The organism is Pseudomonas sp. FW305-7, assembly GCF_058786735.1.
The window spans coordinates 16,218-41,602 of sequence record NZ_JBYSZA010000023.1; the positions used below are offsets into that span (position 1 = coordinate 16,218).

The 25,385-nt window shown below is 60.8% G+C and carries 24 protein-coding genes; 10 read left to right on the top strand and 14 right to left on the bottom strand.

The annotated features are described in order from the left end of the window. Positions 1-90: 90 nt before the first annotated feature. A complete protein-coding gene (locus tag AC3WMT_RS23180) occupies positions 91-804 on the bottom strand; it encodes a murein L,D-transpeptidase catalytic domain family protein (RefSeq protein WP_103305718.1) in 714 nt (237 codons plus the stop codon). A gap of 150 nt (positions 805-954) precedes the next feature. On the opposite strand from AC3WMT_RS23180, the gene AC3WMT_RS23185 reads away from it, so the two are divergent. Further along, positions 955-2,571: a L,D-transpeptidase family protein gene (locus AC3WMT_RS23185; protein ID WP_103305719.1), complete on the top strand. Its 1,617-nt coding sequence runs from the start codon at positions 955-957 to the stop codon at positions 2,569-2,571. 3 nt (positions 2,572-2,574) lie between these two features. Here the strand turns inward: AC3WMT_RS23185 and AC3WMT_RS23190 are convergent, their stop codons facing one another. After that, positions 2,575-3,090, bottom strand: a complete 516-nt coding sequence (locus AC3WMT_RS23190) for an HvfX family Cu-binding RiPP maturation protein (protein WP_103305720.1) — start codon at positions 3,088-3,090, stop codon at positions 2,575-2,577. Positions 3,091-3,289: 199 nt separating this feature from the next. Here AC3WMT_RS23190 and AC3WMT_RS23195 point away from each other — a divergent pair, with 199 nt between their 5' ends. The 3 genes from AC3WMT_RS23195 (at position 3,290) to AC3WMT_RS23205 (ending at position 6,498) form a co-directional block, all read left to right on the top strand. Further along, positions 3,290-4,174, top strand: coding sequence for a LysR substrate-binding domain-containing protein (locus tag AC3WMT_RS23195; RefSeq protein ID WP_103305721.1), 885 nt, complete (start codon positions 3,290-3,292; stop codon positions 4,172-4,174). A gap of 99 nt (positions 4,175-4,273) precedes the next feature. Further along, positions 4,274-5,398, top strand: a complete 1,125-nt coding sequence (aguA, locus tag AC3WMT_RS23200; protein ID WP_103305722.1) for an agmatine deiminase — start codon at positions 4,274-4,276, stop codon at positions 5,396-5,398. A gap of 2 nt (positions 5,399-5,400) precedes the next feature. Beyond that, a complete protein-coding gene (locus AC3WMT_RS23205) occupies positions 5,401-6,498 on the top strand; it encodes an extracellular solute-binding protein (RefSeq protein WP_103305723.1) in 1,098 nt (365 codons plus the stop codon). Positions 6,499-6,734: 236 nt separating this feature from the next. Here AC3WMT_RS23205 and AC3WMT_RS23210 read toward each other — a convergent pair whose 3' ends face one another. Genes AC3WMT_RS23210 through AC3WMT_RS23220 form a run of 3 tightly spaced genes read right to left on the bottom strand, consistent with a single transcriptional unit; the run spans position 6,735 to position 9,266 of the window. Beyond that, complete coding sequence (locus AC3WMT_RS23210) at positions 6,735-7,352, bottom strand: DNA-3-methyladenine glycosylase family protein (protein ID WP_103305724.1); 618 nt, start codon at positions 7,350-7,352, stop codon at positions 6,735-6,737. Position 7,353: 1 nt separating this feature from the next. Next, the gene (locus AC3WMT_RS23215) at positions 7,354-8,151 is read right to left on the bottom strand and encodes an isocitrate lyase/PEP mutase family protein (protein WP_103305725.1); all 798 of its coding nucleotides are present in this window, start codon (positions 8,149-8,151) and stop codon (positions 7,354-7,356) included. Between the two features lie 32 nt (positions 8,152-8,183). Further along, the gene (locus tag AC3WMT_RS23220; protein ID WP_103305726.1) at positions 8,184-9,266 is read right to left on the bottom strand and encodes a bifunctional transcriptional activator/DNA repair enzyme AdaA; all 1,083 of its coding nucleotides are present in this window, start codon (positions 9,264-9,266) and stop codon (positions 8,184-8,186) included. Between the two features lie 112 nt (positions 9,267-9,378). Between AC3WMT_RS23220 and AC3WMT_RS23225 the strand changes: the two genes are divergently transcribed. Next, positions 9,379-9,792, top strand: coding sequence for a VOC family protein (locus AC3WMT_RS23225; RefSeq protein ID WP_103305727.1), 414 nt, complete (start codon positions 9,379-9,381; stop codon positions 9,790-9,792). Here AC3WMT_RS23225 and AC3WMT_RS23230 read toward each other — a convergent pair. Next, on the bottom strand, positions 9,789-10,409 hold the full coding sequence (locus AC3WMT_RS23230) for a LysE family translocator (protein ID WP_103305728.1): 621 nt from the start codon (positions 10,407-10,409) through the stop codon (positions 9,789-9,791). The two genes, AC3WMT_RS23225 and AC3WMT_RS23230, sit on opposite strands and share 4 nt — an antisense overlap. Before the next feature lie 276 nt (positions 10,410-10,685). On the opposite strand from AC3WMT_RS23230, the gene AC3WMT_RS23235 reads away from it, so the two are divergent. Both AC3WMT_RS23235 and AC3WMT_RS23240 read left to right on the top strand, forming a co-directional pair. Continuing rightward, a complete protein-coding gene (locus AC3WMT_RS23235) occupies positions 10,686-11,300 on the top strand; it encodes a biliverdin-producing heme oxygenase (RefSeq protein ID WP_103305729.1) in 615 nt (204 codons plus the stop codon). Beyond that, the gene (locus AC3WMT_RS23240; protein ID WP_103305730.1) at positions 11,297-13,534 is read left to right on the top strand and encodes an ATP-binding protein; all 2,238 of its coding nucleotides are present in this window, start codon (positions 11,297-11,299) and stop codon (positions 13,532-13,534) included. The genes AC3WMT_RS23235 and AC3WMT_RS23240 overlap by 4 nt, the downstream gene beginning before the upstream one ends. A 73-nt stretch (positions 13,535-13,607) precedes the next feature. Here the strand turns inward: AC3WMT_RS23240 and AC3WMT_RS23245 are convergent, their stop codons facing one another. Then, positions 13,608-14,582, bottom strand: a complete 975-nt coding sequence (locus AC3WMT_RS23245; protein ID WP_103305731.1) for a TerC family protein — start codon at positions 14,580-14,582, stop codon at positions 13,608-13,610. Between the two features lie 195 nt (positions 14,583-14,777). Here AC3WMT_RS23245 and AC3WMT_RS23250 point away from each other — a divergent pair, with 195 nt between their 5' ends. Continuing rightward, on the top strand, positions 14,778-15,722 hold the full coding sequence (locus AC3WMT_RS23250) for a Dyp-type peroxidase (RefSeq protein ID WP_103305732.1): 945 nt from the start codon (positions 14,778-14,780) through the stop codon (positions 15,720-15,722). On the opposite strand, the gene AC3WMT_RS23255 is transcribed toward AC3WMT_RS23250, so the two are convergent. After that, positions 15,723-16,511, bottom strand: coding sequence for an AraC family transcriptional regulator (locus AC3WMT_RS23255; RefSeq protein WP_103305733.1), 789 nt, complete (start codon positions 16,509-16,511; stop codon positions 15,723-15,725). Positions 16,512-16,594: 83 nt separating this feature from the next. On the opposite strand from AC3WMT_RS23255, the gene AC3WMT_RS23260 reads away from it, so the two are divergent. Then, positions 16,595-17,593: a bile acid:sodium symporter family protein gene (locus AC3WMT_RS23260; protein ID WP_103305734.1), complete on the top strand. Its 999-nt coding sequence runs from the start codon at positions 16,595-16,597 to the stop codon at positions 17,591-17,593. Between the two features lie 38 nt (positions 17,594-17,631). Here the strand turns inward: AC3WMT_RS23260 and AC3WMT_RS23265 are convergent, their stop codons facing one another. Next, the gene (locus AC3WMT_RS23265) at positions 17,632-18,234 is read right to left on the bottom strand and encodes a LuxR C-terminal-related transcriptional regulator (protein WP_103305735.1); all 603 of its coding nucleotides are present in this window, start codon (positions 18,232-18,234) and stop codon (positions 17,632-17,634) included. 114 nt (positions 18,235-18,348) lie between these two features. Here AC3WMT_RS23265 and AC3WMT_RS23270 point away from each other — a divergent pair, with 114 nt between their 5' ends. Next, on the top strand, positions 18,349-19,977 hold the full coding sequence (locus tag AC3WMT_RS23270) for an ATP-binding response regulator (RefSeq protein WP_103305736.1): 1,629 nt from the start codon (positions 18,349-18,351) through the stop codon (positions 19,975-19,977). Positions 19,978-20,012: 35 nt separating this feature from the next. Here the strand turns inward: AC3WMT_RS23270 and yecR are convergent, their stop codons facing one another. The 5 genes from yecR to AC3WMT_RS23295 all read right to left on the bottom strand — a co-directional run bounded on the left by yecR (position 20,013) and on the right by AC3WMT_RS23295 (position 25,239). After that, positions 20,013-20,321 carry a YecR family lipoprotein gene (yecR, locus tag AC3WMT_RS23275; RefSeq protein WP_103305737.1) on the bottom strand — a complete coding sequence of 103 codons (309 nt, stop codon included), beginning with the start codon at positions 20,319-20,321 and terminating at the stop codon, positions 20,013-20,015. Positions 20,322-20,354: 33 nt separating this feature from the next. Then, positions 20,355-20,669: a hypothetical protein gene (locus AC3WMT_RS23280; protein ID WP_103305738.1), complete on the bottom strand. Its 315-nt coding sequence runs from the start codon at positions 20,667-20,669 to the stop codon at positions 20,355-20,357. An 826-nt stretch (positions 20,670-21,495) separates the two neighbouring features. Further along, complete coding sequence (locus AC3WMT_RS23285; RefSeq protein ID WP_103305739.1) at positions 21,496-22,668, bottom strand: cystathionine gamma-synthase; 1,173 nt, start codon at positions 22,666-22,668, stop codon at positions 21,496-21,498. Then, positions 22,665-24,041, bottom strand: a complete 1,377-nt coding sequence (locus AC3WMT_RS23290) for a pyridoxal-phosphate dependent enzyme (RefSeq protein ID WP_103305740.1) — start codon at positions 24,039-24,041, stop codon at positions 22,665-22,667. The genes AC3WMT_RS23285 and AC3WMT_RS23290 overlap by 4 nt, the downstream gene beginning before the upstream one ends. Positions 24,042-24,303: 262 nt before the next feature. Beyond that, positions 24,304-25,239, bottom strand: a complete 936-nt coding sequence (locus AC3WMT_RS23295) for a Ppx/GppA family phosphatase (protein ID WP_103305741.1) — start codon at positions 25,237-25,239, stop codon at positions 24,304-24,306. Positions 25,240-25,385: the final 146 nt, after the last annotated feature.

The following is a 25,385-nucleotide window of genomic DNA, read 5'->3' on the forward strand; positions in this document are numbered from 1 at the left end:
GGCTTGCCAGCGATGGCGGCGGGGCAGTCGATGAAGAATCCACTGCGCCGCCCCTTCGCTGGCAAGCCAGCTCTCAGTGTGTCTTGCGCCTTAGCTGGCGTGGGTACTCAGGATGCTCGCTACTTGCTGCGGCTGGCAGTTCAGATACGGCGACTTTTTCAGCCAGCGCTGATCCGGGTACCACGAGAACATGAACTGACCGTCCTTGAGCTTATCGATCACCTGCTTCGCAATCTGTGGCCGAACGGCCGGGCAACCCTGGCTGCGACCGATGCGGCCCTGGCGTTTGCTCCATAACGGGTTCACATAGCTGGCGGCGTGAATGACGATGGCGCGATCGCGAGCCATGTCATTGAAGCCCGGTTCCAGACCGTCCATGCGCAACGAATAACCGTGGGTGCCGCTGTAGCTTTCCTGAGTGCGGAAGAGGCCGAGACTGGACTGATAACTGCCTTCGACATTGGAAAACTGCGTGGCGAAGTTTTCCCCGGAGTTGGAGCCGTGGGCGACCAGATCGCGCAGCACCAGTTTTTTCCGGTTGAGGTCGAAGATCCAAAGGCGACGTTCGGTGGACGGTTGCGAATAATCGATGATTGCCAGATGACGGGACGGCTTCGCGCCGTTGTTGACCGCACATTGCATGGCACTCAAGGCACCTTTCAGCGCCTGGGGATTGAGTTCTGGCGCGGCGTGCGCGAGGCTGGTGAAGAGAACCGGCGATGGTTTGCCGGCGGCGAAAGCTGGGCTGGTCACGGCGACAAGGGTCGCGGTGGTCAGCAGAAGTCGGCGCAGAAACGTCAACATTTATAAAGTGTCCTCACTTGCTACTTATTTGGCACTTTGGCTCCTGACTCCCAGTCGTAACCTGCAAGCTCGCAGATCGAGCCTGACTGTTCAGCGCACCTGATGTAAGGTTGGCCATCATCAAGAAGGCCATGGATTGGAGTAAAGCAGTTGTTCAAAAAGTACGCATGCTACTTGAGCATTTGTTTGCTCGCTGCGCCGTTTGTCGCTTGTGCCGATGAACCGCTGCCGCCGTTGCAGACACTGCCGACGCCGCCGGCAGAAATGCCAGTCGAGCCGCAAAGCCCTTTGCAGGCCGTGCTGATCAGTCTGCCGCAGGCCTGTCCGGCGATTGCCGCGCACCTGGCTGGCCCGGCGCTGGAACAGTTGCAAGCGTTTTACCAACAGCAGGACTGGATGCCGGTGTGGGCACGCGAGTCCGGACGATTGCAAGCCTTGCAGGGGCAGTTGCAGCTGTTGGCCGATGATGGCCTCAGTCCGAAACGCTACCCGGTTGCGACGAATCCTCCGCAGGACGGCGAGCTGTGCGCCGATATCGACATCAGCCGCTATTACCTGCAAGCCCTGCAGGATCTGCATTACGGACGCCTGTTGCAATCGCACTTCGAACCGCTGTGGCACGCCGACGAGGCACCGCGCGACCGTCAGGCCGAACTGCTCGCCATTGCTGTGCCGGGCATGCATGACATCCCCGCCGCATTCGACCTGGCCCGCCCGCGCCTGGCGCAGTATCAGAACCTGCGTCAGCTCTACGCCACGCAACGGCTGAAGGCCTTGCCGCAATGGCAATCGGTGGGCAACGGGCCGCTGCTGCGCCCGTCGATGGAAGACAGACGCGTGCCGGAACTGGCGCAACGTCTGTACAGCGAAGGCTATCTGACCCACGCCGCCGGCGCGCCCGGCAATGCCTACGAGGGCGTGCTGGTGGACGCGGTGAAAAGCTTTCAGGCCAACCATTCGTTGCAAGCGGATGGCGTGGTCGGGCCGGGGACGATTGCCGAACTCAACATCAGCCCGCTGACCCGCCGCGAACAACTGCGGGTCAATCTCGAGCGCTTCCGTTGGCTGGCCCAGGACATGGAACCCGATGGTTTGCTGGTCAACGTCGCCGCCGCCGAACTGACCCTGTATCAGCGCGGCCAGCCGGTGTGGCAGACCCGTACCCAGGTTGGCCGTGCCGAGCGCCAGACACCGTTGCTCAAATCCCGTGTCACGCGATTGACCCTCAACCCGACCTGGACCGTGCCGCCGACCATCTGGAAGGAAGACAAGTTGCCGGCGATCCGCAAGGACCAGACATTCCTCAGTCGGCAGAATCTGCAAGTGCTCGACGCCAACGGGCAACCGCTGGCGGCGGCGGATATCGACTGGGACAACCCGGGCAACATCCTCCTGCGTCAGGACGCCGGGCCGCGCAATCCGCTGGGGCAAATGGTCATCCGCTTCCCCAATCCGTTTTCGGTGTACCTGCACGACACGCCGAGCAAAGCGTTATTCGACAAGGGGCCACGGGCGTTCAGCTCGGGGTGTGTACGGGTCGAGCACCCGATGCAACTGCGCGACTTGTTGCTGAGCCCGGCAGAAAAGGCCCGAACCGAGACGTTGCTCGCCACCGGCACCACCCATGAATTTCGCTTGTCGGCGCCAGTGCCGATCCTGATGACTTACTGGACCGTGCAAGTCGACAACGCCGGCCACGTGCGTTACTCGCCAGACATCTACAGCCGTGACAACGCGTTGTTGGCCGGACTCGATCGGGCACATTGAGCCTCAACGGGCGCGGCGATTCCAGAACCGCCGCGCCAGCCACGCATCGACGCTCAATTTGCCCGCCCCGGCGAATACCAGCGGCACCAAGGCTGCCAGGTAAATCGCCGGCAACTTGAAGTTGCCGAAGCCCTTGTTGGTGATCGCGTAACCCTGGGCCAGCTCGCTCAGCGATGACCAGTCGGCAGGCCAGTGCACGGCAGCGGTGGCGACCACGGTCACCACGATCAGCGCCACCGCCGAGATCCGCGTGCCGAGGCCGACCAGAATCGCCAGCGCGCCGATCAGTTCGGCCCACATCGACAGTTCCCAGTTCAACGTCGCCGGCAAGTGATCGAAGGGAAAAGGGAACCGGCTCTGAATGTCCTCGAACCAGTTCTGGCCGTTGAATTTTTCCAGTCCTGATTCGAAAAACTCCCAGGCGATGAACAGGCGCAGGGTCAGTGGTGCGAGCCAGGTGCCGGCGCGGTCGAGGTTCAGGTGTACGGCTTGGGTGGCGGTTGAAAGGTTGGTGGTCATGATGAGTCTCCGGACGATGGGGGAATTGAATCGACCGGGTTATTTGAGCTTTGGGGTGTATCGACGATGTGTCGCGGGCGGGTGGAATTGTGAGCTTGGTGTGTCTGCGGTGGGGCGATATACAGTGCGATACAGTCGACCAAACTGGACGCACGCCCTCGGCCCAGTCAGCATGGCCCAAAAAAAGCGGATCCCCCTCATGCGAAGACTCCCCTCACTGCCCGCCCTGCGCACCTTTGAATGTGCCGCCCGCCACGCGCATTTCGGCCGGGCCGCCGCCGAGTTGTGTGTCACCGACAGTGCCGTCAGTCATCAGATTCGCCAGCTCGAAGAACAACTCGGCGTCCCGCTGTTCATCCGTGAAGGCCGACAAATTCGCCCGACCATCGCCGCCGGACGCCTGATGCAAAGCCTGCAACAGGCCTTCGAACTGATCGGCGAGGCTTGCGATGAACTGCGCGACCCGTCTTCGCTTGCCGTGTTGCGTCTGGCCGTCACCGCTGAGCTTGCGCAGAAGTGGTTGATGAGTCGCCTCAGTGATTTCTATGCGCGCTATCCGCACATCACCTTGCACCTTTACGAACAACCCATCGACGCCAGCGCGCCGGGCGAAGACATCGATCTGGCCATCACCTACGGCACCGGCCCGGCGGACAGCAGCGCCTACTTCGTCCGGCCGTTGCCAGCCCTGCAATTCTTTCCGGTGTGCAGCCCCGGCCTGTTCAACCAGGGCACGTTGAAAACGCCGAAGGATCTCGCCCGACACTGTCTGCTGCACGACGATCAGGACGGCAAGACCTGGACCGCCTGGCTGACCAGCCACGCCGGTGACCAACGCCCGCAGCGCCAGTTGTATTTCGCTCACGCCGGGTTGGCGCTGGAAGCGGCTGTGCAAGGGCAGGGCGTGGCGATGGGCGACAACCTGACCGCGCAGGAAGACTTACAGAGCGGCCGGCTGGTGCGGCCGTTCACCGCAAGCATGACCGCGCTGGGTCAATACGTGCTGGTCTGCGAGCGTGTGCGCCTGGAGCGCCCGGCCGTGGCGCAAATGCTGGAATGGTTCAACGATCAACTGGCCGATTGATGAGTTGAATTCAACTGTCCCGTAGTAATCATCGTTGGCGAGCGTGCTACCTGCGACCGTACCTTGTGGTCATTCCCATCGCGAAGACGAGGTTTGACCATGGCACGTTTGCTCGACTCCACCCCGAAACACGACGGCTTCCGTCTGCCCGGCGAATTCGAAGCCAAGTCCGGTTGCTGGCTCGGCTGGCCTGAGCGCACCGATGTCTGGCGCAACGGCGCCAAGCCTGCGCAGAAAGTCTGGGTGCAGATCGTCACCGCCATCTCCCACAGTGAACCGGTCACCGTGTGCGCCTCCGCCGCGCAATTCGCCACCGCCCGCCGCCAGTTGCCGCCGCAAGTGCGCGTAGTGGAAATGACCTGCAACGACACCTGGTTTCGCGACAGCGGCCCGTGTTTTGTGGTCAACGACCAGAGCGGTGAAGTGCGCGGTGTCGACTTTGAATTCAACGCCTATGGCGGACTTGACGGCGGACTGTATTACCCGTGGGACAAGGACGATCAGATCGCCAGCAAGATCCTTGAGATCGAACGTTTCGACCGTTATCGCGCACCGTTGATTGCCGAGCTCGGTGGCATCCAGAGTGACGGTCAGGGCAGCATTCTCACCACCGAGCAGTGCCTGCTCAACCGTAATCGCAACCAGCATCTGGGCAAGCAAGAAGTCACTCGCAGGCTCACCGACTACCTCGGCGCCGAGCAAGTGATCTGGTTGCCTCGGGGCTGCAAGTTCGACGAAACCGATGGTCACGTCGATGATCTGGCGTGCTTTGTCCGCCCCGGCGAAGTGGTGTTGCAATGGACCGAAAACCGCGACGATCCGCAGTGGGAGATCTATCAAGAGGCGTACGACATCCTGCGCAGCACTCGCGACAGTCGTGGCCGCGAGTTGATCGTGCACAAACTGCCGCAACCGGATGTGCTGGAGTGGACCGCCGAAGAAGCCGAAGGCCTCGACCAGCAGGACAGCACCCACACCCGTCAGGCCGGCACGAAAATCTGTGCGTCGTACATCAATTACTACGCCGGTAACAGCTCGATCGTGGTGCCGCTGTTTGGTGATCGCAACGACAAGGTGGCCATGGCGACCCTGGCCGAGCTGTTTCCGCAACACAAAATCGTCGGCATCGAAAACTCCCGGGAAATCCTCCTCGGCGGTGGCAATGTCGCGTGCATCACCATGCCGCAATACGCCGGCACGCCTGACCACAAAAAGGGAGTGTGATGATGGGCCTGCACAAACTGACTCAAGCGTTGTTGCTGGTGCTTGCACCCTTGTGTGTGCAGGCCGCCGACACCGCGCAACCGGTGGTCAATCTGTACATCTGGGGTGAGTATCTGGCGCCGGATACCTTGAAGAATTTCGAGGCGAAAACCGGTATTCATGTGGTCGCCGATCACTTCGATTCACTGGAAACGGTGGAGACCAAACTGCTCACCGGGCGCAGCGGATATGACCTGGTACTGACCGCCGGCCAGCATCTGTCGCGCGCCATCGAGAGCGGTGCGATTCAGCCGCTGGACAAGGCACGGGTGCCGCATTTTGCTGGCGTAGGTGAGGAGTTTCGTCAGCACATGGCGGTGTTCGATCCGGGTAACCGTTATGCCGGAATTTATGCGTGGGGCACCACCGGTGTGGGCTATCAGGAAGAGGCGATCAAGCAGCGCCTGCCGAATGCACCGACCGACAGCTGGGCGATGTTGTTCGATCCGGCAGTGGTGTCGAAATTCGCCGATTGTGGGGTGAGCCTGCTCAACGATCCCAACGAAGTGTTTGCCGCCGTCATGAAATACATGGGGCTGGACATCAACCGGCAAAACCTCGATGACCTGAAACTCGCCGAGCAGCAACTGGCGAAGATCCGTCCGTACATTCGCTACTTCGACAACGACCTGAACATCAGCGATCTGGCCAACGGCAACACCTGCGTGGCGATGTCGTGGAACGGCAACGTTGCCATCGCGGCAGGGCAGGCGCAAGCGGCCAACAAACCGTTCAGGCTCAGTTACCGGATCCCGAAGGAGGGCACGCTGATCTGGTTCGACGCCATGGTCATTCCCAAGGATGCCCCGCACCCGCAGGCCGGGCTGGCGTTGATGGATTACCTGATGACGCCGGAGGTGATTGCGCCGATCACTGACACCATCCACTACGCCAATGCGATCACGGCGGCGGACGGGTTGGTGGATGCGGCGATTCGCAATGATCCGGGGACGTATCCGTCCGAGCCGGTGCGGACCTCGCTGTACAGCAAGAATGACAATGGCAAGGCGTTCAATCGGGCGTTGATCCGTGCGTTCAGCCGTTTGAAATCCGGCCTTTGAAAGGGTGTTGAATCGAATGACGCCTTCGCGAGCAGGCTCGCTCCCACAGGGGAATCGATTCCAAAGGTGGGGAGCGAGCCTGCTCGCGAAGGCGTCGGCGCAGCTTGAATCAATGTCATCTGACCCACCGCCATCGCTGGCAAGCCAGCTCCCACAGGACTTGTATTGCTTGAGGACTCTATATTCACCACCGACCTTGTGGGAGCTGGCTTGCCAGCGATGAACGATAACGCGGTCTAAACCTTAGGTACCCGCCACAAATACCAGGCCGCCACCGTCCGATACGGACTCCACGCCAACCCGATCTCTACCATTTGCCTGCGCGTCGGTTGCACCGCCAACCCCTTCAACCGGCGATAGCCCTCACGCACGCCAAAATCATCCGCCGGCAAGATATCCATCCGCTCCAGGCTGTAGATCAACAACATCTCCACGGTCCAGCGGCCAACCCCGCGCAGGCTGACCAACCGCTCGATCAGCGCTTCATCCGCCATCGCCAGCGCCGTCGCGTAATCCGGCACCACACCCTCCAACGTCGCTTGAGCGATTCCCTGAATCGTCGCGATCTTGCCCGCCGAAAAGCCGCAACTGCGCATTCGATCAAAATCCGTCGCGAGGATTTGTTCAGGTCGCGGAAACGATTGCCCGGGAAACAGGCCCACCAGCCGCCCGACAATCGCATCGCCAGCCTTGGCATGCAGCTGCTGATAGGCAATCGCCCGCACCAGCGATTCATACGGATCGCGCGCCGGGTGCGGCTGATGCAGGCAAGGGCCGACAGCGGCGACATGCTGTTGCCAATCGGCATCGAGCGCGGCCAGAAAAGTGCTGGCCGCTTGATAAGTGTCGGCCATGCTATTTCAGCAAGCCGTTGACTTCGCCGTAGGTGAACGCCTTCAAGTCGTGGGTATCGAGCTTGCCCGTGGCGAGAAAGCTTTTCACCAGTCCGTCCATCGCGCCATAGAGGAACTCGGCGATGCCGGAACCGGCGCTCAAGCGGCGTACGCCCAACGCTTGCAGCTCGGCAGGCGAGGGCAGGCAGGCGAAGCCCAGCACGTTGACCGGCATCGAAGTGCCTTTGCAGATGGCTTCGATCTCGTAGGCGGCGGTGACACCGGCGGCGAACAAGCCATCGGCACCGGCAGCCTGATAAATCGCCGCGCGGCGCAGGGTTTCGGCGACGCGATCCTCGGCCGGTACCAGACTCTTCAGATAGACATCGGTGCGGGCATTGATGAACAGTTGGATATTACGTTTGTCGGCCACTTGTCGCGCCACTTCGATCTTGCGCGCCAGCAGCTCGGGATCCGCGGAACCGTCCTCGATATTGATCCCGACAGCGCCGGCGGCGATCACCGCATCCAGCACTTCGGCCACGCGCCCGAGATCATCGGAATAACCAGCCTCGACGTCGACGGTCAGGGGAATACTGATCACCCGGGCAATCGATTCCACCGTCGAAACCAGACGTTCGAGGGGCAGGGTGTTGCCGTCCGGGTAGCCGTGCGCCCAGGCCACCGCAGCGCTGCTGGTGGCAACGGCTTTGCCGCCCAGATGTTCGACCAGTCGCGCGCCGGTGGCGTCAGCGACGTTGGTCAGGATCAGCAAGTCTTGCTGGTGCAATTGGTGGAACCGAGTGTCGAGCGCGTCCATCGAAATCCCTTCTTGTGGTTTGAATCAAATCGTCAGAAAGCCAGTTGTTGGGTGAACTGCACCGCAGCGTTTTCCAGTCTCAACAGAAACGCCTTGCGCGGCTGTCCTCCACCATAGCCGGTGAGCGAACCATCCGCGCCGATCACCCGATGACAAGGCACCACAATCGCCAGACGGTTGTGCCCGTTGGCCAGGCCCACCGCACGACTGGCGCCGGGTTTGCCCAGACCGGCAGCAATGGCGCCGTAGCTGCGGGTCTGTCCATAGGGGATGTGCAACAGTGCCGACCAGACCTGCCGGGCGAACTCGCTGCCGGGCAGGTGCAAAGCCACCGTGAACCGCGTCAAGCGGCCGGCGAAATACTCCACCAGTTCGCGCTCAATCTGCTGCAGGTGTGCGTTCTGCCCCGGCGCGACCACGTAACCGTAACGGTTCTGCAACTCCTCGATTTCCCGGGTCAACGCCGGCCGATCAAGAAACTCCAGCAACACCAGTCCACGCCGTTCAGCCATGGCGATCATCGGCCCCAGCGGCGTGGTCAACCGGGTGAACAACAGCGGTTCACTGTTGGCGGCGCGGCCGGGGGTGATGTGGAATGACTTCTGGAACGCATCGCGAAAGCCGCTGAGGGATTCGTAGCCGGAATCGAAAGCCGCATGATCGATCGAGGCGCCTTGCTTGATCCCGCCCAGCGCCATGCCGAGCCTGCGGGTGCGCAGCCACGCGTGGAAGGTCATGCCGAAATGCTGCTTGAACCAGCGCCGCAGTTTCAGTGGCTCGATGCCTTTGGTCAGCAACTGCGCGTCACTCCAGCGGATTTCCGGATCCGCTTCGACTGCCGCGAGTAACTGTTGCACCCAATCCGGCGCAATCGCCGCAGCGTCCAGCGGTTTGCAGCGCAGGCAGGCGCGATAACCGGCAGACATGCACTCGTCGGCATGGGCGAAGAATTCGACATTCTCCGGTTTCGGTTTGCGCGCCGTGCAGCTCGGGCGGCAGAAGATCCCGGTGGTTTTCACGGCCGTGAAGAACACGCCTTCATAGGCAGTGTCGCGTTCGAGCATGGCGCGAACCATCTCGGCGTGGGGCGGCAGGACAGCGGCTTGTATGTTCATGAGCTGAGAGTAAAACCAGATTCTCGATGGCTCCACCGAAAAATCGACAATGAATTTCGCAGTCCCTTGGACTACCGTGTTGAAGCTGCCGAATGTGTGAGGAGGTGGGTTTATGCATCCGTTTTCGATTCAACATATTGATCACATCGTGCTGCGCGTCGCGGACCTGCAACGCAGCATCGATTTTTACGCCAAGGTGTTTGGCGCCGAAGTGGTCAAGCACAACGAACCGCTGGGTCTGGTGCACTTGCGCGCCGGGACGTCGATGATCGATCTCGTCGACCTGGCGGGCGAACTCGGCCGCAAGGGCGGCGGGGCGGCCGGTGTCGAGCGGCGCAATGTCGATCACTTCTGTCTGCGCATCGCACCGTTTGATGAAGGGGCGTTGACCGCGCACTTGCAGTCGCACGGCCTCAACGTCGAAAAAGCCGCCACCCGCTTCGGTGCCGAGGGCTACGGCCTATCGTTGTACTGCTTCGATCCGGACGGCAATCAGGTGGAGCTCAAAGGCCCGTCTGCGGCTTAGGCCCGCTTCGCCATCAACAACACCGAAGCCGCCGCCGACAACAACCCCGCGCAGCAACGATTGAACAGGCGCTTGCCGCGCGGTTCGGAAAACCAGCGGCGCATGTGCAGGCCCATCCACGCGTAGGCGCTGATGGCGATCCATTCCAGCAGTAGAAACAGTACGCCGAGCACGGCGAATTGCGCCGACACCGGCCGGGCAGGGTCAACGAACTGCGGCAGAAACGCGGTGAACAGCAGGATCGCTTTCGGATTCCCTGCTGCGACGAGGAACTCCTGTCGGGCCAACGCGAAGAAGCCGACCGCCGCGCCCGTCACCTGTTGCTCGGCTTCGGTATTGGCCCGCCACAATTGCCAGGCCAGGTACAACAGATACGCCGAGCCAATGATCTTGATCGCATGGAACAGCCATTCCGAGGTTTGCAGCACCACCGACAACCCGGCACCGGCGAGGGCGATCATCCCGGCGAACGCCAGAATCCGCCCGATCCCCGCCGAGCAGGCGCGACGAAAGCCATAACGGGTGGCGTTGCTGACCGATAGCAGGTTGTTCGGCCCGGGGGCCATGTTCAAGGCGAAACAGGCCGGAAGAAACAGCGAAAGCGTGGCGAGATCCATGTGGCGGGCTCCGGTGACGGGAGACGTATTTTTATCACGGGCCTACGGCGCCTGACCCGTACAGTCATGCAGCGCTGTCGCGGAACAGCAGCCGTCGATGATTGGGCAATCAGATCGAACTTTCTGTGCAGCGCTGAACTCTGAAAAGTCCGAGGGCAATGGTTTCGTCAGAAAAAACCATCCATACGGTCAGAAATGTCGTTTGCGGTGTAACATTTCACCCGACATTCAACCGACCCCGAATGGCCCCAGGCGGCCCCACCAAGAGCGATATACATGCAAGCAAAGGCCCGTGAAGTTTATGTGCCACCGGTGCTTCAGGATTTGCGAGCCGGCACTGCCGAACTGCACATCGCACTGGAAAAACGCCTTCCTTTTTTCTCCGATATCCTCGATACACCCGCCTTCGTGCGCCTGATGCAGGCTTATTACGGCTTCTATCAGCCGCTGGAAAACGCCTTGCAGCGCAGTGGTTCAGTCCCCGACGATTTCGACCTGACGCCACGCCTCAAGACCCAGACTTTGCGCAGCGATCTGCAAACACTGGGCGTTACCCCTCAAATCCTCGAAAACCAGCCGTTCTGCGATCAACTGCCGCTGATTGACTCAAACGCTGCCTGCCTGGGTGTGCTGTACGTGCTCGAAGGTGCAACGCTGGGCGGGCAAATTCTGCGCCGGGAAATCTCCGCACGCCTGGGCCTGGAAGCCGACAACGGTGCGGCATTTCTCGACATCTACGGTGCCGCCACCGGCCGCCGCTGGCGTGATTTCATCGAATACCTGGGCAATCGTCCAATGGCCGCCACCGAACGCGAAGCCGTCGTGCAAGCTGCACAAACCACATTCAGCTGTTTCGAGCGCTGGCTCGAGAGCCGGGAGGTACTGGCATGACCCCGCAAGACAAAGAAGCGTTTGAAGAGTTGTTGGCCAACTGTGCCGACGAGCCGATTCGGTTTCCCGGCGCGATTCAGCCGCACGGCTTGTTATTGACCCTGAGCGAGCCTGCGCTCGCGATCATTCAGGTCAGCGCCAACGTCGAAACCCTGCTGGGCCGTACGCCAGAGGCGCTGATCGGCCAACCGCTGCAAAGCCTGCTCGGCGACGAGCACACCGGCCAGGTGCGTGAGGCCTTGCAGCAACCGGCGTTTTTCGATGCGCCGCCGCTGCATTTCCATCTCAACGGCTGCGCGTTCGAAGGCTTGCTGCACCGGCATCAGGGTGTACTGATTCTGGAGCTGGAGATCCACGTCGAGAACTTCCAGCCGCGCAATGTCGCCGGCAACCAGACGAATCTGGGGCGGATGCTCCAGCGTCTGCAAGCGGCCACGTCGCTGCAAGCGCTGTACGACATCAGCGTCAAGGAAATCCAGGCCATGACCGGGTATGACCGCGTGCTGATCTATCGTTTCGAGGAGGAGGGCCACGGCCAGGTCATCGCCGAAGCGTCCGATCCGTCGATGGAAGTGTTCAATGGCTTGTTCTTCCCGGCCTCGGACATTCCCGAGCAGGCCCGCGAGTTGTACCGCACCAATTGGCTGCGGATCATCCCCAACGCCGACTACCAACCGGTGCCGCTGCTGCCGAAGCTGCGTCCGGACACGCAAACGCCGCTGGATCTGAGCTTTGCGACCCTGCGCAGCGTTTCGCCGATCCACTGCCAGTACATGAAGAACATGGGGGTGTTGTCGTCGATGAGCATTTCCCTGCTCAAGGGCGACAAACTCTGGGGCCTGATCAGTTGCGGCAATCGTCAGCCGCTGCATGTGCCGCATGAACTGCGCACCGCGTGCCAGACCATCGGCCAGGTACTGTCGCTGCAGATCAGCGCGATGGAGGCGCTGGAAGTCAGCCGTCAACGCGAGGAAAAAGTCGAGGCACTGGCGCAGCTCAATCAGGCGATGATCGATTCGCCGCAGAATGTTTTCGATGGTCTGGCCAATCAGCCGCAAGTGTTGATGGCGCTGGCCAATGCCGGCGGTATCGCGATCATCGAAGACAAGCAGTTGCACCGTTACGGCAACTGCCCCGAGCCGGATGAGATCCGCGCACTGCACAAATGGTTGCAGGAAAGCGGCGAGGCGGTTTTTGCCAGTCATCATCTGGCCAGTGTGTTCCCACCTGCCGCGCAATATCAGCAAGTCGCCAGCGGCGTGCTTGCCATGAGCCTGCCCAAACCGGTGGACAACGGCGTGCTGTGGTTCCGTCCGGAAGTGAAGGAAAACATCAACTGGAGCGGTGATCCGCGCAAGCCGCTGGATCTGGAAAACTCCGATGCCGGCCTGCGCCTGCGTCCGCGTACGTCGTTCGAAATCTGGAAAGTCGAGATGGCCGGGATCTCCACCAAGTGGAGCCATGGCGACGTGTTTGCGGCCAATGACTTGCGCCGCTCAGCGCTGGAAAACGACCTGGCGCGTCAGGTGCGCCGCGAGCAGGAAGCGGTGCGCGCCCGTGATGAACTGGTGGCGGTGGTTTCCCACGACCTGCGCAATCCGATGACGGTCATTTCGATGCTCTGCGGCATGATGCAGAAGGCCTTCAGCTCCGACGGCCCGCACACCTCGCGGCGCATCTCCACGGCCATCGACACCATGCAACAGGCCGCCGGGCGCATGAACACGCTGCTGGAAGACCTCCTCGACACCTCGAAAATCGACGCCGGGCGCTACAGCATCACGCCGCAGAAGCTCGACGTCAGCCAGATGTTCGAAGAAGCGCAGGCGCTGCTCGCGCCGCTGGCGGTGGACAAGGACATCAGCATTTCCTTCGCGGCTGACCCGGATCTGCGCATCCATGCCGACCCGGAACGGCTGTTTCAGGTGCTGTCGAATCTGGTTGGCAATGCCATCAAGTTCACCCCGCGCCTGGGCACGGTCGGCGTGTATGCCACGTCCGTTGGCGATGAAATCGTCTTCACCGTGCGTGACAGCGGCGAGGGCATTCCCAAGGAGCACCTGCCGCACGTGTTCGACCGTTACTGGACGGTGAAGGAAGGCAACCCGACCGGCACCGGCCTCGGCTTGTACATCACCCAAGGTATTGTCGAGGCTCACGGCGGACAAATCGTCGCCGAAAGCGAGCCGGGGCAGGGCAGCGAGTTCCGCTTCACCGTGCCGCGACTGGACTGATCGTCAGTCAGAGGGCGGCACATTCAGCATGGATGTGCCTGCCCCGACGTCTTCGCGAGCAGTCTCAAACGTGTCATTGCGTGTTGCGTTGTGCGTTTTTGCTCACCATCAGGCTTAACAGCACCGAGCCGAGAATCACGCTTCCCACCACCGCCAGCGACCACTCCACCGGCAGGTGAAACCACGGCATCAGCGTCATCTTGCCGCCAATGAACACCAGCACAATCGCCAATCCGTACTTGAGCAAATGAAAGCGCTCAGCCATGTCCGCCAGCAGAAAGTACAGTGCCCGCAGGCCCATGATCGCGAAAATATTCGAGGTGAATACGATGAACGGATCGGTGGTTACCGCGAAGATCGCCGGGATGCTGTCCACCGCAAACATCAGGTCGCTCGCCTCGATCAGCACCAGCACCAGAAACATCGGCGTGGCCCAGCGCACGCCGTTTTGCCGGACGAAAAACCGTTCGCCATGAAAACCGCTGGTAATGCGTAAATGCCCGCGCACCCAGCGCAGTAACGGGTTGTTGTCCAGATCCGGTTGCTGATCGGCAAACACCAGCATCTTGATCCCGGTGATGATCAGGAATACGCCGAAGGCATACAGCAGCCATTCGAACCGGGAGACCAGCCAGACGCCGGCGAAAATCATCACCGCGCGCATCACGATCGCCCCGAGCACCCCGTACAGCAGCACTCGACGCTGTAACTCCGGTGGCACGGCGAAGTAGCTGAAGATCATCACGAAGATAAACATGTTGTCGATCGACAGTGACTGCTCGATCAGATAACCGGTGAGAAATTCCAGGGTTTTCTGCTGCGCGATTTCACCGCCAAACGTACCGTTCAGGTACCACCAGAGCAGGGCCGCAAACGCCAGTGCCAACAAGCACCAGGCAATGACCCAGGACAAGGCTTCGCGCACGGACACCCGATGCGCCTTGCGTCCGCCGAACACAAACAGGTCCAATGCCAGCATGGCCAGAACGAAAACGATGAAGGCGCCCCACATCCATGGTTCGCCGATATTGATGTGGGTGGCTGGCATGTTCGCGCTCCCTGTCTTGTTCGATGAGGGTCAGACGAAGCCATGCTAGCGACGGGTTCGCGGCAAAGAAAAATCGTTTATTTCTGGGGCAGAGTTCGTTAAAAACGAAGTGTCGGCCGCCAGCGGCGATCCGACCCATCCTCTTTCACCGGGGCGAGCCCTTGGCGCACCCCTTGCGCAGCGGTACTTTCAGCGATGACCGATGACACTCTGGAACCTCAAGCGGTGTGCAGCCCGATCACCAGTAGCGCGATTTTTATCGTCGCGACGCTCAATGCCGGCACCGCAGCGAACGACACCGTAAAAGGCTGGTGCGCTGATCTCGCGGGGCTGGTGCGCTCGGTGGGCAAACGCGTACCGGCAGGCAATCTGTCCTGCGTCTGCGGGTTTTCCTCGAATGCCTGGGATCGTCTGTTCGGCAGCCCGCGACCGGCGTCACTGCACGGGTTCCGCGAATTTGGCGCGGCCGGGCGCCACGCCCCGGCGACCCCCGGCGATTTGCTGCTGCACATCCGCGCTGATCAAATGGATCTGTGTTTCGAGTTGGCCACGCAGATCATGGCAGCGCTGGGCGATGCCGTGACCGTGGTCGATGAGGTCCAGGGTTTCCGCTATTTCGACATGCGCAGCATCATCGGTTTTGTCGACGGTACGGAAAACCCGGTCGGGCGCAAAGCCGTGAACTTCACCATCGTCGGCGATGAGGATCCGGACTTCAGCGGCGGCAGTTACGTGCTGGTGCAGAAGTATCTACACAACATGAGTGCGTGGAATGAACTGAGTGTCGAGGCGCAAGAGCGCGTGATCGGGCGCAAGAAATTGTCCGATATCGAACTGGATGACTCGGTCAAACCGAGCAACTCCCACAGTGCGCTGACGACGATCACCACAGCGGACGGCGAGGAGGTGAAGATCCTCCGTGACAACATGCCGTTCGGCCGGCCGGGAGCCGGGGAGTTCGGTACGTTCTTTATCGGTTATGCGCGTTCGCCAGCGCCGATGGAGCAGATGCTGGAAAACATGTTCGTCGGCAAACCACCGGGCAACTACGACAAGCTGCTGGATTTCAGCACGGCGGTGACTGGCAGCCTGTATTTCGTGCCATCAGCCGATTTGTTGGAAGCGCTGGCCGATCGCTGATCAACGGAAAAACTCCCCCGGCGTTTCCCCAAACTGTTGGCGAAACGCCGCGATAAACGCCGACGTCGAATCGTAACCGCAGGCCAGCGCGACGTCGGTGACGCGTTCGCCTTTCTCCAGTGGCGTCAGCGCACCGAGCAGGCGCAAGCGCTGGCGCCAGGCACGGAAGGTCAGGCCGGTATCGCGCAGAAACAGACGCGTGAGGGTCTTTTCGGTGACGCCGAATTTGTCGCTCCAGTGGCTCAGCGTGGTCTGTTGTTCCGGGTGTTGCTCCAGGCTCTGGTAGATCTGGCGCAAACGGGCGTCCTGGGGCAGCGGCAGCATCAGGTCGATGTGTGGTGCGTCGGCCAGTTGATCGAGGATCACTTGAGCGAGGCGCCCGTGAGCGCCGCGCTCATCGTATTCCACCGGCACCTGGCTGAAGGCGCGAATCAACTCCCTGAGCAGATCGCTGACGCCGAGCACATGACAGCGCTCGATCTGCCGCGAGGCGACGTTGCAATCGATGTACAGGCTGCGCATCTCGGTGTGCGGCGAACTGAATACCCGATGCGGTACGCCGGCCGGAATCCACACCGCGCGTTCCGGCGGCGCAACGAAACGCCCGGCGCTGGTCTGCACCTCAAGTACGCCTTGAATCGCATAGGACAATTGCACCCACGGATGGCTGTGACGCCGGGTCAGCGCGCGATTGGGCAGCGATTCGGTGCGCCCGTACAGCGGGCGCGGCAGGCTGGGCAGCCCGGGAATGCTGCGTCGAAAGCTTTTGTCCTGTCCTTTAGGCGGCATCTGCAGGCTCTTCGGCGTTAGTCGGTAATTCCCTGTCACGTTAAAGTCGCTGGCACGCCCTGGCAACCCCGGATGAACACATCATGATGCGCCCTAGATTCCTTCCCGATAACTTCACCCTGACGCTGATCGGCGTTGTGCTGCTGGCCAGTTTTCTGCCAGCCAGCGGTCAGGTCGCGGTCGGCTTCGGCTGGTTGACCAACATCGCCATCGCGCTGCTGTTTTTCCTCCACGGCGCCAAGCTTTCCCGCGAGTCAATCATCGCCGGTGCCGGTCACTGGCGCCTGCATCTGCTGGTGTTCGGCCTGACCTTTGTCTTGTTCCCGCTACTGGGGCTGGCGCTGAAACCACTGCTGTCGCCGTTGATCGGCGACAAGCTGTACATGGGCATGCTCTACCTGTGCGCATTGCCCGCCACCGTGCAATCGGCGATTGCCTTCACCTCGCTGGCGCGGGGCAATATCCCGGCGGCGATTTGCAGCGCTGCGGCGTCCAGCCTGTTCGGGATTTTCCTCACGCCGTTGCTGGTGACCCTACTGCTCAACGTGCATGGCGACGGCGGCTCGACCCTCGATGCGATCCTGAAAATCAGCGTGCAACTGCTGCTGCCATTTATCGCCGGGCAGATCGCCCGGCGCTGGATCGGTGCGTGGGTAGGGCGCAACAAGAACTGGCTGAAATTTGTCGATCAGGGCTCGATTCTGCTGGTGGTCTACGGCGCGTTCAGTGAGGCGGTCAACGAAGGCATCTGGCATCAGATTCCGCTCATCGAGCTGCTGGGGCTGGTGGTGGTCTGCTGTATCTTGCTCGCGCTGGTGTTGCTCGCGTCGACCCTGCTGGGCAAGGCGTTTGGTTTCAACCAGGAAGACCGCATCACCATCCTGTTCTGCGGCTCGAAAAAGAGCCTGGCGACCGGCGTGCCGATGGCGCAGGTGTTGTTCGCCGGCAGCACCATTGGTGTATTGATTCTGCCGTTGATGCTGTTCCATCAGATTCAGTTGATGGTGTGTGCGGTGCTCGCGCAGCGCTACGCGAAACGTCCGGAGTCGGTGCCTGAGTTGATGGCGCAAGTCGATCCATAACGCTGACTTGCAGGAGCTGCCGCAGGCTGCGGCAGCTCCTACAGAGAGCGACTCTTCACCGCTGCGGCAGCACGTGAGGGTACGTTCAGTATGCGCAGCAATGAAGACACATGAATCCGCACCGTAAACGGCGAAATATCCAGTTCACGGGCGATTTCCTTGTTGGTCTTGCCTTGCGCGATCAGCCGCAACACCTCTTGCTGACGGGGCGTGAGCGCCGCACCGGTCTCCAGCGGCAATAAGCCCGACGGTGCAAACTTCACCAGCACTTCACCTTCGCGAATTGCCAGGATCGCCTGACCGATTTCGTCCGGTGCGATGTTTTTGCCGATGAAGCCATCGATGCCTGCTGCCATGACGTCGCTGATCAACGCCTCGTCATCAACCATCGACACCACGATCAGTGTGGTGCGCGGCAAGCGGCGACGCAGTTCGGCGAGCTGACTGACGCAGGTCAGGCCGGGAAAGCGCAGGTCCAGAATCAGGCTATCCGGCTCGTCGCCACAGGGCAGCAGCGCCAGTACGGCGTCGAGGTCGCCAGCCTGTTCAATATTTGCGTCGGGGAGCAGGCGCTGCACCGTGCGCAGCATCGCTTCGCGAAACATCGGGTGATCGTCGGCTATGATAATTCGGCATGTCATGGCGTGACCCTCCCTGGGCCGGGTGTTGCTGATGGCATGCACCTTAGCACCCGGTGCGGGCATTGCCTGTCGGTTTGTGCTGATTATGACGATTGCGGCACAAGGACGTTCACCATGAAGTTCGAGAAGAACACCGAGCTCGATCAGGCCAATCTGCGCATTATCATCGCCAGCATCGCGTTGGTTTACATTGGCGTACTAGGCGTCTTACCGGCCCAGCGCTTCGATACCTATCTGCCGGTGGTCACCTATATCTGCCTGTTTTTGCTGGCCTCGATTGTGCTGCGCCAGACAATTGTGCGCTGGCCGGGGCATTATCCGGCACGGCGGATTTTCGCCATGGTCCACGATTACACCGGCACCTGCTTCGGTCTGGTGGTCGGTGGCGAAGCGGCATTGCCGCTGTACGCGGTGATTATCTGGGTCAACCTCGGCAACGGCATGCGTTACGGCTCGCGTTATCTGGCGATTGCCACGGTACTGGCATTGCTGGCGTTGCTCGCGGTTTATCGGCTGACGCCTGTGTGGCAGGCGCAACCATTCATGGTGTTGATGCTGATGATCACCAGTACGGTGATTCCGTTTTATGCGCACTTGTTGCTTGAACGCACGCGCAAAGCGTCCGAAGAAGCGGTCGCGGCCAATCTGGAGAAGTCGCGGTTTCTCGCCCAGGCCAGCCATGACCTGCGCCAGCCGATCCACTCCATCGGCCTGTTTACTGCGTGCTTGCGTGAGTCGCGATTGGGTGAGGAAGAGCGACGCTTGGTCGACAACATCGACCGTTCACTGCTCAACGTGTCGCAGTTGTTCCGTTCGATTCTCGATCTGTACACCCTCGATAACGGGCGGATCCTGCCGAAATTGCAAACCGTGCATCTGGGCGAATGGCTCGCGGAGCTGATTCGCCAGAACGCCGAAGCGGCACGCTGGGCGGGCGTGGAGTTGCGTTTGCGACCTTGTGAATACTGGGTGCGCACCGATCCGGCGCTGCTGGCGACCATGGTTCAGAACGTGCTTTCCAACTGCTTCAAGTACGGCGCGCAGCGACCGGTGCTGATCGGTGTGCGCAGGCGCGCAGCCGGGCTGGCTATCGTCATTTACGATCAGGGCAATGGCATCGCCGAGGAGCATCTGCCGAAGGTATTCGAGGAGTTTTACCGGGTTCGCCAGCTACGTGACAAAGACGTCGAGGGTGTGGGGCTGGGCCTGTCGATCGTCAAGCGTCTGGGGCAATTGATCGGGTTGGAGGTCGCGCTGCGCTCACGGCTGGGGCGCGGGACGGCGGTCACTTTGTCCGGACTTCCCATGGCTGCTGCGCCGCAACAATCAGTCAGTCGCGATGATGCGCGACAAGTCGGTCTGCTGACCGGGTTGAAGGTGTGTCTGGTGGAGGATGATCGCAACGTGCTGATGGCCACGTCGGCGTTGCTGGAGCGTTGGGGCTGTGTGGTGCAGGCCGAACTGACGGGTCGCGACTTGGTCACCGATTGCGACATCATCGTCGCCGACTATGATCTCGGTACCCATGCCACGGGCATCGAATGCATTGACGATGTGCGGCGCCAGCGCGGCTGGGCGGTGCCGGCGATGATCATCACCGGGCATGACATCGAAAAAATACAGGCGGCCTTGCACGACCGCCAAATTGCCATCCTGTCCAAACCGGTACGCCCGGCCGAGCTGCGCACGACCTTGCGAACCCTGCGCGACCGGCAAGCAGCGCCCGTCGCGGAAACGCTGTAGGCGCTGCGGCACGCTGCGCCTACATGGGCCAAGTATCAGCGTTTGCAGAGATAGTCCTGAGTGATGGTGGTTTGCAGGCAGTTGTACTGGCCCATGGTGCGGCAGATGTTTTTCTCCGAGCCGGTGACCTCGGCGTTTTTGTAGCCCCAGGTCTTGCAGCGTTGTGCGGCGACGGTCAGGCCTTGTTCGGCGCTGGTCTGGCCGCTTTCGAATTGACCCAGTTCATAGGAGACCTGGACGACGCCATCGTTTTTGCTGCCGCCGGTGGCTTCCCATTGTTTCGGTGTGGCGCAGCCGGTGAGGAACAGGGTGGCGAGGGTGAGTGTTGCGATCAGGGTTTTCATGATGGAACGCAGTCCTTTACCGAGGAAGTGGGATTATTGGAATGGAATCGGCGAGGCGCCTTTGGGCAGGCAGGACAGCGGCGGCGTCATGATGCCCATGCTCGCGACCGCGATGATGGCGCCACTGGGCAATTCACAGTTGTACTCACCGGCCGGGGTGTAGGCGGTGTAGTAGGTGAGGGTGCTGTCGCTGCGGACGTTGTCGATTTTCGACACTGGTTTGCCGATGACGGTCTGCGCGCGCTCTTTCATGCTGGCTTCGCTGGGCTTGACGGTCTGGCAACCGCCGACGCCGATCAGGAGGGCGCCGACAACGGCGACTTTGCAGAGCTGGGTATGCAGTTTCATGGTGTTTCTTCCTTGGTGTTGTTCTGATTTCCAGGCACAACGATCCCGCACGCTGCGAGAGGGCAACGTTGGGGAACATCGGGGGTTGCAGGGGAATATAGCGTCGGGTGGCGCAGCGGTCGATTAGCACAAATGTGCTACTGCGGCGCCGAACAGACGGCAAGTCGAAGCCGTCCGTTGGGCCGAAAGAGGTATTACTGAGTGCTGTTGAACTGGTCGGAATAACTGCCGGTCATCAATGCCGAGGCGACTCGATCAGAGCCGACGCCTACGCGGGAGTAAGCGAGGCGGTTGGCCTTAACCCGATCAGCACCGTCCGCTGCGCCGGCGCCTGCGATCAAGCTGTTTGGCAATTGGCACGGGTGAACCCTTCAGTGCACGGGTGTCGACGATTTCGATGACACTGGGAAACGCGACTGAAGCAGTATGGATCGGCATCGACTGCCCATCCTGCCGGGGGACGAGGGGACAATCAGCGATTAGTCCTTTCACTTCCTTGCAGGCAGGGGCAAGAAGGAAATCGGTCTAAAAACGCCAGCCCGGACTTCCGGCCTTTTGCTAGGCTCAAGAATGTAGGCGAAGACGCAGACTGATGCGCAAACGGATAGCAAGGGGACGTGGGGCGCGTTCCGAAGGGTACACGGTTAGAAAGATCTCCGCGCTGAGATCCAGCCCTTACGCCGTGTGAAGCAGCCGAGGCACTACTTTTTCAATTTCGCCCGGTACTGTGAGAAGCCTGATAAACCTTGTAAGCCAGAGACCAGCACTGGCCGCCTGCTCAAACAACCAAAGCCCGCATCGTGCGGGCTTTGTCGTTCTTGCCTGATCAGATTTTTGTCAGCGCGTGCGCCAGATCGGCGCGCAGGTCTTCGACGTCTTCGACGCCCACCGACAGCCGCACCAAACCATCGCCGATACCCAGTATGGCGCGGGTTTCAGGTGGAATGGTCGCGTGCGTCATGATCGCCGGATGCTCGATCAGACTCTCGACACCGCCGAGGCTTTCAGCCAGAGCGAAGATCTTCACGTTCTCCAGGAAACGCCGTGCGCCTGCCAGATCAGTGTTCAGATCCACCGAAATCATCCCGCCGAAACCGCGCATCTGCCGCTTGGCCAATTCATGCTGCGGATGCGACGCGAGGCCCGGGTAGTAGACGCGGTTGACCTGCGGCTGCTGCTCCAGCCACTGCGCCAGATCCAGTGCGTTGCTGCAATGCCGCTCCATGCGCAGCGCCAGGGTTTTCACCCCGCGCAAGGTCAGAAATGCATCGAACGGCCCGGAAATAGCGCCGACCGCGTTCTGCAAAAAGCCCAGGCGTTCGGCCAGTTCGGCGTTCTGCCCGACCACGGCAATACCGCCAATGACGTCGGAGTGACCGTTGAGGTATTTGGTGGTCGAGTGCAGCACGATGTCGAAACCCAGCTCCAGCGGCCGCTGGATGTACGGGCTGGCAAAGGTGTTGTCGGCCACGCTGATGATCCCGCGTGCGCGGCAGATCCGCGCAATCGCGGCCAGATCCGACAGGCTCAGCAGCGGATTGGTCGGCGACTCGACGATGACCAGGCGCGTGTCGTCCTGCAGCGCCGCTTCGAAGGCCGACAGATCGGTCAGATCGACGTAGCTGAAACGATGCCCGGCGCTGCGTTGGCGCACCTTGTCGAACAGGCGGAAGGTGCCGCCGTACAGGTCGTTGCCGGAGATGATGTGCGAACCGGCATCGATCAGTTCGAGGACGGTGGAAATCGTCGCCAGCCCGGAAGCGAAAGCAAACGCCTGGGTGCCACCTTCCAGATCCGCCACGCAACGCTCAAGGGCAAAACGCGTCGGGTTGTGCGAGCGGCCGTAGTCGAACCCTTTGTGCACACCGGGGCTGTCTTGCAGGTAAGTCGAGTTGGCATAGATCGGCGGCATCAGCGCGCCGGTGGTCGGGTCAGGCTCTTGCCCGGCGTGGATCACCCGGGTCGCGAAGCCTTGGGAATTCTTGTCGTGCTGACTCATGCGAGGGATCTCCGTAATTGGTTGAGCATGTCGGTGCGGGTGATCAGGCCATGGAAGCCCGACGCGTCGGCGACGATGGCCACGAGGCCACGGCTGAGCACCGATTCCAGTTCCGCAAGGGTAGCGCCTGGTGCCAGCGTTTGCAGTTTATCGGTCATCACGCTGGAAACTGATTGGCTGAAGCGTGCAGCGTCTTCGTGAACGGCCAGCAGGATGTCGGATTCATCGATAACGCCAACCAGCTCCTTGCCTTCAACCAGCACCGGCAGTTGCGAAACGTCTGCCAGACGCATGCGCTGGAACGCGGTCAGCAAGGTGTCGTCGGGGCCGACGCTGATCACCCGGCCATCCTCGAAGCGACGGGCAATCAGGTCGCGCAAGTCGCCATAACCCTTGCGTTGCAACAGGCCCTGATCGGTCATCCACTGGTCGTTGTAGACCTTCGACAAATAGCGAGTGCCGGTGTCGCAGACAAAACTGACGACGCGTTTCGGCTCGGTCTGTTCGCGGCAATAACGCAGCGCAGCGGCGAGCAAAGTGCCGGTCGACGAGCCGCCGAGAATACCTTCGGCCTTGAGCAACTGGCGGGCGTGATCGAAGCTTTCTTCATCGCTGATCGAATAGGCGTGACGCACACTGGAGAGATCGGTGATCGACGGAATGAAGTCTTCGCCGATGCCTTCGACCGCCCACGAACCAGGCGTCAGCATCGAGCCGTCACGGCTGTATTGCGCCATGACCGAGCCGACCGGGTCGGCCAGGACCATTTCCAGATCCGGTTGCACGCGCTTGAAGAAACGGGTCAGCCCGGTCAGGGTCCCGGCCGAACCGACGCCGACGACGATGGCATCCAGGTCGTGTTCGGTCTGCGCCCAGATCTCCGGTGCGGTACTGCATTCATGGGCCAGCGGGTTGGCCGGGTTGTTGAACTGGTCAGCGAAAAATGCGCCGGGAATGTCTTTCGCCAAACGTGCGGCGACGTCCTGGTAATACTCGGGATGGCCCTTGCCGACATCGGAGCGGGTGATATGCACCTCGGCGCCCATGGCTTTCAGGTGCAGGACTTTTTCCGTGGACATCTTGTCCGGCACCACCAGCACCACGCGGTAGCCTTTGGCGCGCCCGACCAGTGCCAGACCCAGGCCGGTATTGCCGGCCGTGGCTTCGACAATAGTGCCACCGGGTTTGAGGCGACCATCACGTTCAGCCGCATCGATCATTGCCAGACCAATACGGTCCTTGATGGAACCGCCGGGGTTTTGCGATTCGAGTTTGAGAAACAGTGTGCACAGGCCGGTATCGAAGCGGGTCACTTGTACCAGCGGCGTATTGCCGATCAGCCCAAGTACGGCAGGGCGTGAATCCTTTGACATTTCTTCACCTTTTTTTGTGGTGTTGATCGCGTTCCATTCGCGGGGAATAAGCTCGCGTGCAACATAGGCTCAGACAGGGGGCCGTCGCAACCTTTAGTCGGCCGCAAATACTGCCATTTCGATCTAACGATAGAACGAAAACCGCGAGGAGGAGGGACGCATTTATCAGCTATTACAGGAAGGCGTCATTGAGGTTTGAAAGGGCGTCCTCGCTATCTTGAAAGCCTTGATTAGCGAGTGAATCTGCTGCAGTGCGCAGAGGTCAGTGATTGCTCATCAGCCCATGCAGAACACCCAGCCTCAATCCCGGCTCGGAGGGCACCATCTGCGAGATGCCAAACACCTTGAAAGCCGCCAGCATCAACACCAGCCCGCCGGGCAGGATGCTCTGGCGATGAGGTTGCAGACCGGCGAGCTTCAACTGTTGGACGTTGCTGACCTTCAGCAACAGCAAGGAAAGACGCAACAGGCCAGCGTAGGTAATACCGTCCTGAGCGAAGTCGTTGAGCCGATTGGCCTTCAGCACTTTAGCGAGCATGCGCGCGGTGCCCGAAGAGCCAATGGTCTGCTGCCAACCCTGAGCGCGATAGCGGCGGGCGACTTTTTCGAATTGCAGGATGGCCACGCGTTCGGCTTCTTGCAGCGCACCGGCAGAAATGGCGCCACCGCGAAAGAATCGCGTACTTAACGTGCCGCTGCCGATGGCGATGCTTTCGGTCAGTAGCGGTTGCGAACCCTGGCCGAGAATCAGTTCGGTGGAACCGCCGCCGATGTCGACCACCAGGCGCATATCTTCGACGCCCGGTAACGTGTGCGCCACGCCGGCGTAGACCAGACGAGCCTCTTCATGCCCGGAAATGACGTCGATGCGAAAACCCAGATGCCGCTCGGCACTGGCCAGAAACAGCGGCGCGTTATCGGCCTCGCGCACTGCGCTGGTCGCCACTGCCCGCACTCGACCCGGGTCGAACCCGCGCAGTTTCTTGCCGAATCGCGCCAATGCCTGCCAGCCTCGATTCAGCGCCAGCGTATCCAGTGCGCCACCGTCAAAGCCCTCGGACAAACGCACCGGCTCGCGCAAGGTTTTGACTTCCTGAATCATCAGGCCTTTGCGACTGCGTACCGACTGGCCGATCATCATGCGAAATGTATTCGAGCCCAGGTCGATGGCGGCGAACAGCGAGGCGTCTTCTTTCATGGGAGTCCTTGCAAAGCATCCGTCGAAGGCTCAAGACGGTTTGCGAGGATTCTGCCGTCGGCTTGATGACATCCTGATGACGACACAGGGGCGATTGAATGAATTTGCCGCTGTCATGACACTGTCATTTTCCGGCGCCTACACTT

What these genes read in the sequence shown, in the direction of transcription:
- AC3WMT_RS23180 (WP_103305718.1), bottom strand. Translation starts at nt 804, where the DNA reads ATGTTGACGTTTCTGCGCCGACTTCTGCTGACCACCGCGACCCTTGTC.
- AC3WMT_RS23190 (WP_103305720.1), bottom strand. Translation starts at nt 3,090, where the DNA reads ATGACCACCAACCTTTCAACCGCCACCCAAGCCGTACACCTGAACCTC.
- AC3WMT_RS23195 (WP_103305721.1), top strand. Translation starts at nt 3,290, where the DNA reads ATGCGAAGACTCCCCTCACTGCCCGCCCTGCGCACCTTTGAATGTGCC.
- aguA (WP_103305722.1), top strand. Translation starts at nt 4,274, where the DNA reads ATGGCACGTTTGCTCGACTCCACCCCGAAACACGACGGCTTCCGTCTG.
- AC3WMT_RS23205 (WP_103305723.1), top strand. Translation starts at nt 5,401, where the DNA reads ATGGGCCTGCACAAACTGACTCAAGCGTTGTTGCTGGTGCTTGCACCC.
- AC3WMT_RS23210 (WP_103305724.1), bottom strand. Translation starts at nt 7,352, where the DNA reads ATGGCCGACACTTATCAAGCGGCCAGCACTTTTCTGGCCGCGCTCGAT.
- AC3WMT_RS23215 (WP_103305725.1), bottom strand. Translation starts at nt 8,151, where the DNA reads ATGGACGCGCTCGACACTCGGTTCCACCAATTGCACCAGCAAGACTTG.
- AC3WMT_RS23220 (WP_103305726.1), bottom strand. Translation starts at nt 9,266, where the DNA reads ATGAACATACAAGCCGCTGTCCTGCCGCCCCACGCCGAGATGGTTCGC.
- AC3WMT_RS23225 (WP_103305727.1), top strand. Translation starts at nt 9,379, where the DNA reads ATGCATCCGTTTTCGATTCAACATATTGATCACATCGTGCTGCGCGTC.
- AC3WMT_RS23230 (WP_103305728.1), bottom strand. Translation starts at nt 10,409, where the DNA reads ATGGATCTCGCCACGCTTTCGCTGTTTCTTCCGGCCTGTTTCGCCTTG.
- AC3WMT_RS23235 (WP_103305729.1), top strand. Translation starts at nt 10,686, where the DNA reads ATGCAAGCAAAGGCCCGTGAAGTTTATGTGCCACCGGTGCTTCAGGAT.
- AC3WMT_RS23240 (WP_103305730.1), top strand. Translation starts at nt 11,297, where the DNA reads ATGACCCCGCAAGACAAAGAAGCGTTTGAAGAGTTGTTGGCCAACTGT.
- AC3WMT_RS23245 (WP_103305731.1), bottom strand. Translation starts at nt 14,582, where the DNA reads ATGCCAGCCACCCACATCAATATCGGCGAACCATGGATGTGGGGCGCC.
- AC3WMT_RS23250 (WP_103305732.1), top strand. Translation starts at nt 14,778, where the DNA reads ATGACCGATGACACTCTGGAACCTCAAGCGGTGTGCAGCCCGATCACC.
- AC3WMT_RS23255 (WP_103305733.1), bottom strand. Translation starts at nt 16,511, where the DNA reads ATGCCGCCTAAAGGACAGGACAAAAGCTTTCGACGCAGCATTCCCGGG.
- AC3WMT_RS23260 (WP_103305734.1), top strand. Translation starts at nt 16,595, where the DNA reads ATGATGCGCCCTAGATTCCTTCCCGATAACTTCACCCTGACGCTGATC.
- AC3WMT_RS23265 (WP_103305735.1), bottom strand. Translation starts at nt 18,234, where the DNA reads ATGACATGCCGAATTATCATAGCCGACGATCACCCGATGTTTCGCGAA.
- AC3WMT_RS23270 (WP_103305736.1), top strand. Translation starts at nt 18,349, where the DNA reads ATGAAGTTCGAGAAGAACACCGAGCTCGATCAGGCCAATCTGCGCATT.
- yecR (WP_103305737.1), bottom strand. Translation starts at nt 20,321, where the DNA reads ATGAAAACCCTGATCGCAACACTCACCCTCGCCACCCTGTTCCTCACC.
- AC3WMT_RS23280 (WP_103305738.1), bottom strand. Translation starts at nt 20,669, where the DNA reads ATGAAACTGCATACCCAGCTCTGCAAAGTCGCCGTTGTCGGCGCCCTC.
- AC3WMT_RS23285 (WP_103305739.1), bottom strand. Translation starts at nt 22,668, where the DNA reads ATGAGTCAGCACGACAAGAATTCCCAAGGCTTCGCGACCCGGGTGATC.
- AC3WMT_RS23290 (WP_103305740.1), bottom strand. Translation starts at nt 24,041, where the DNA reads ATGTCAAAGGATTCACGCCCTGCCGTACTTGGGCTGATCGGCAATACG.
- AC3WMT_RS23295 (WP_103305741.1), bottom strand. Translation starts at nt 25,239, where the DNA reads ATGAAAGAAGACGCCTCGCTGTTCGCCGCCATCGACCTGGGCTCGAAT.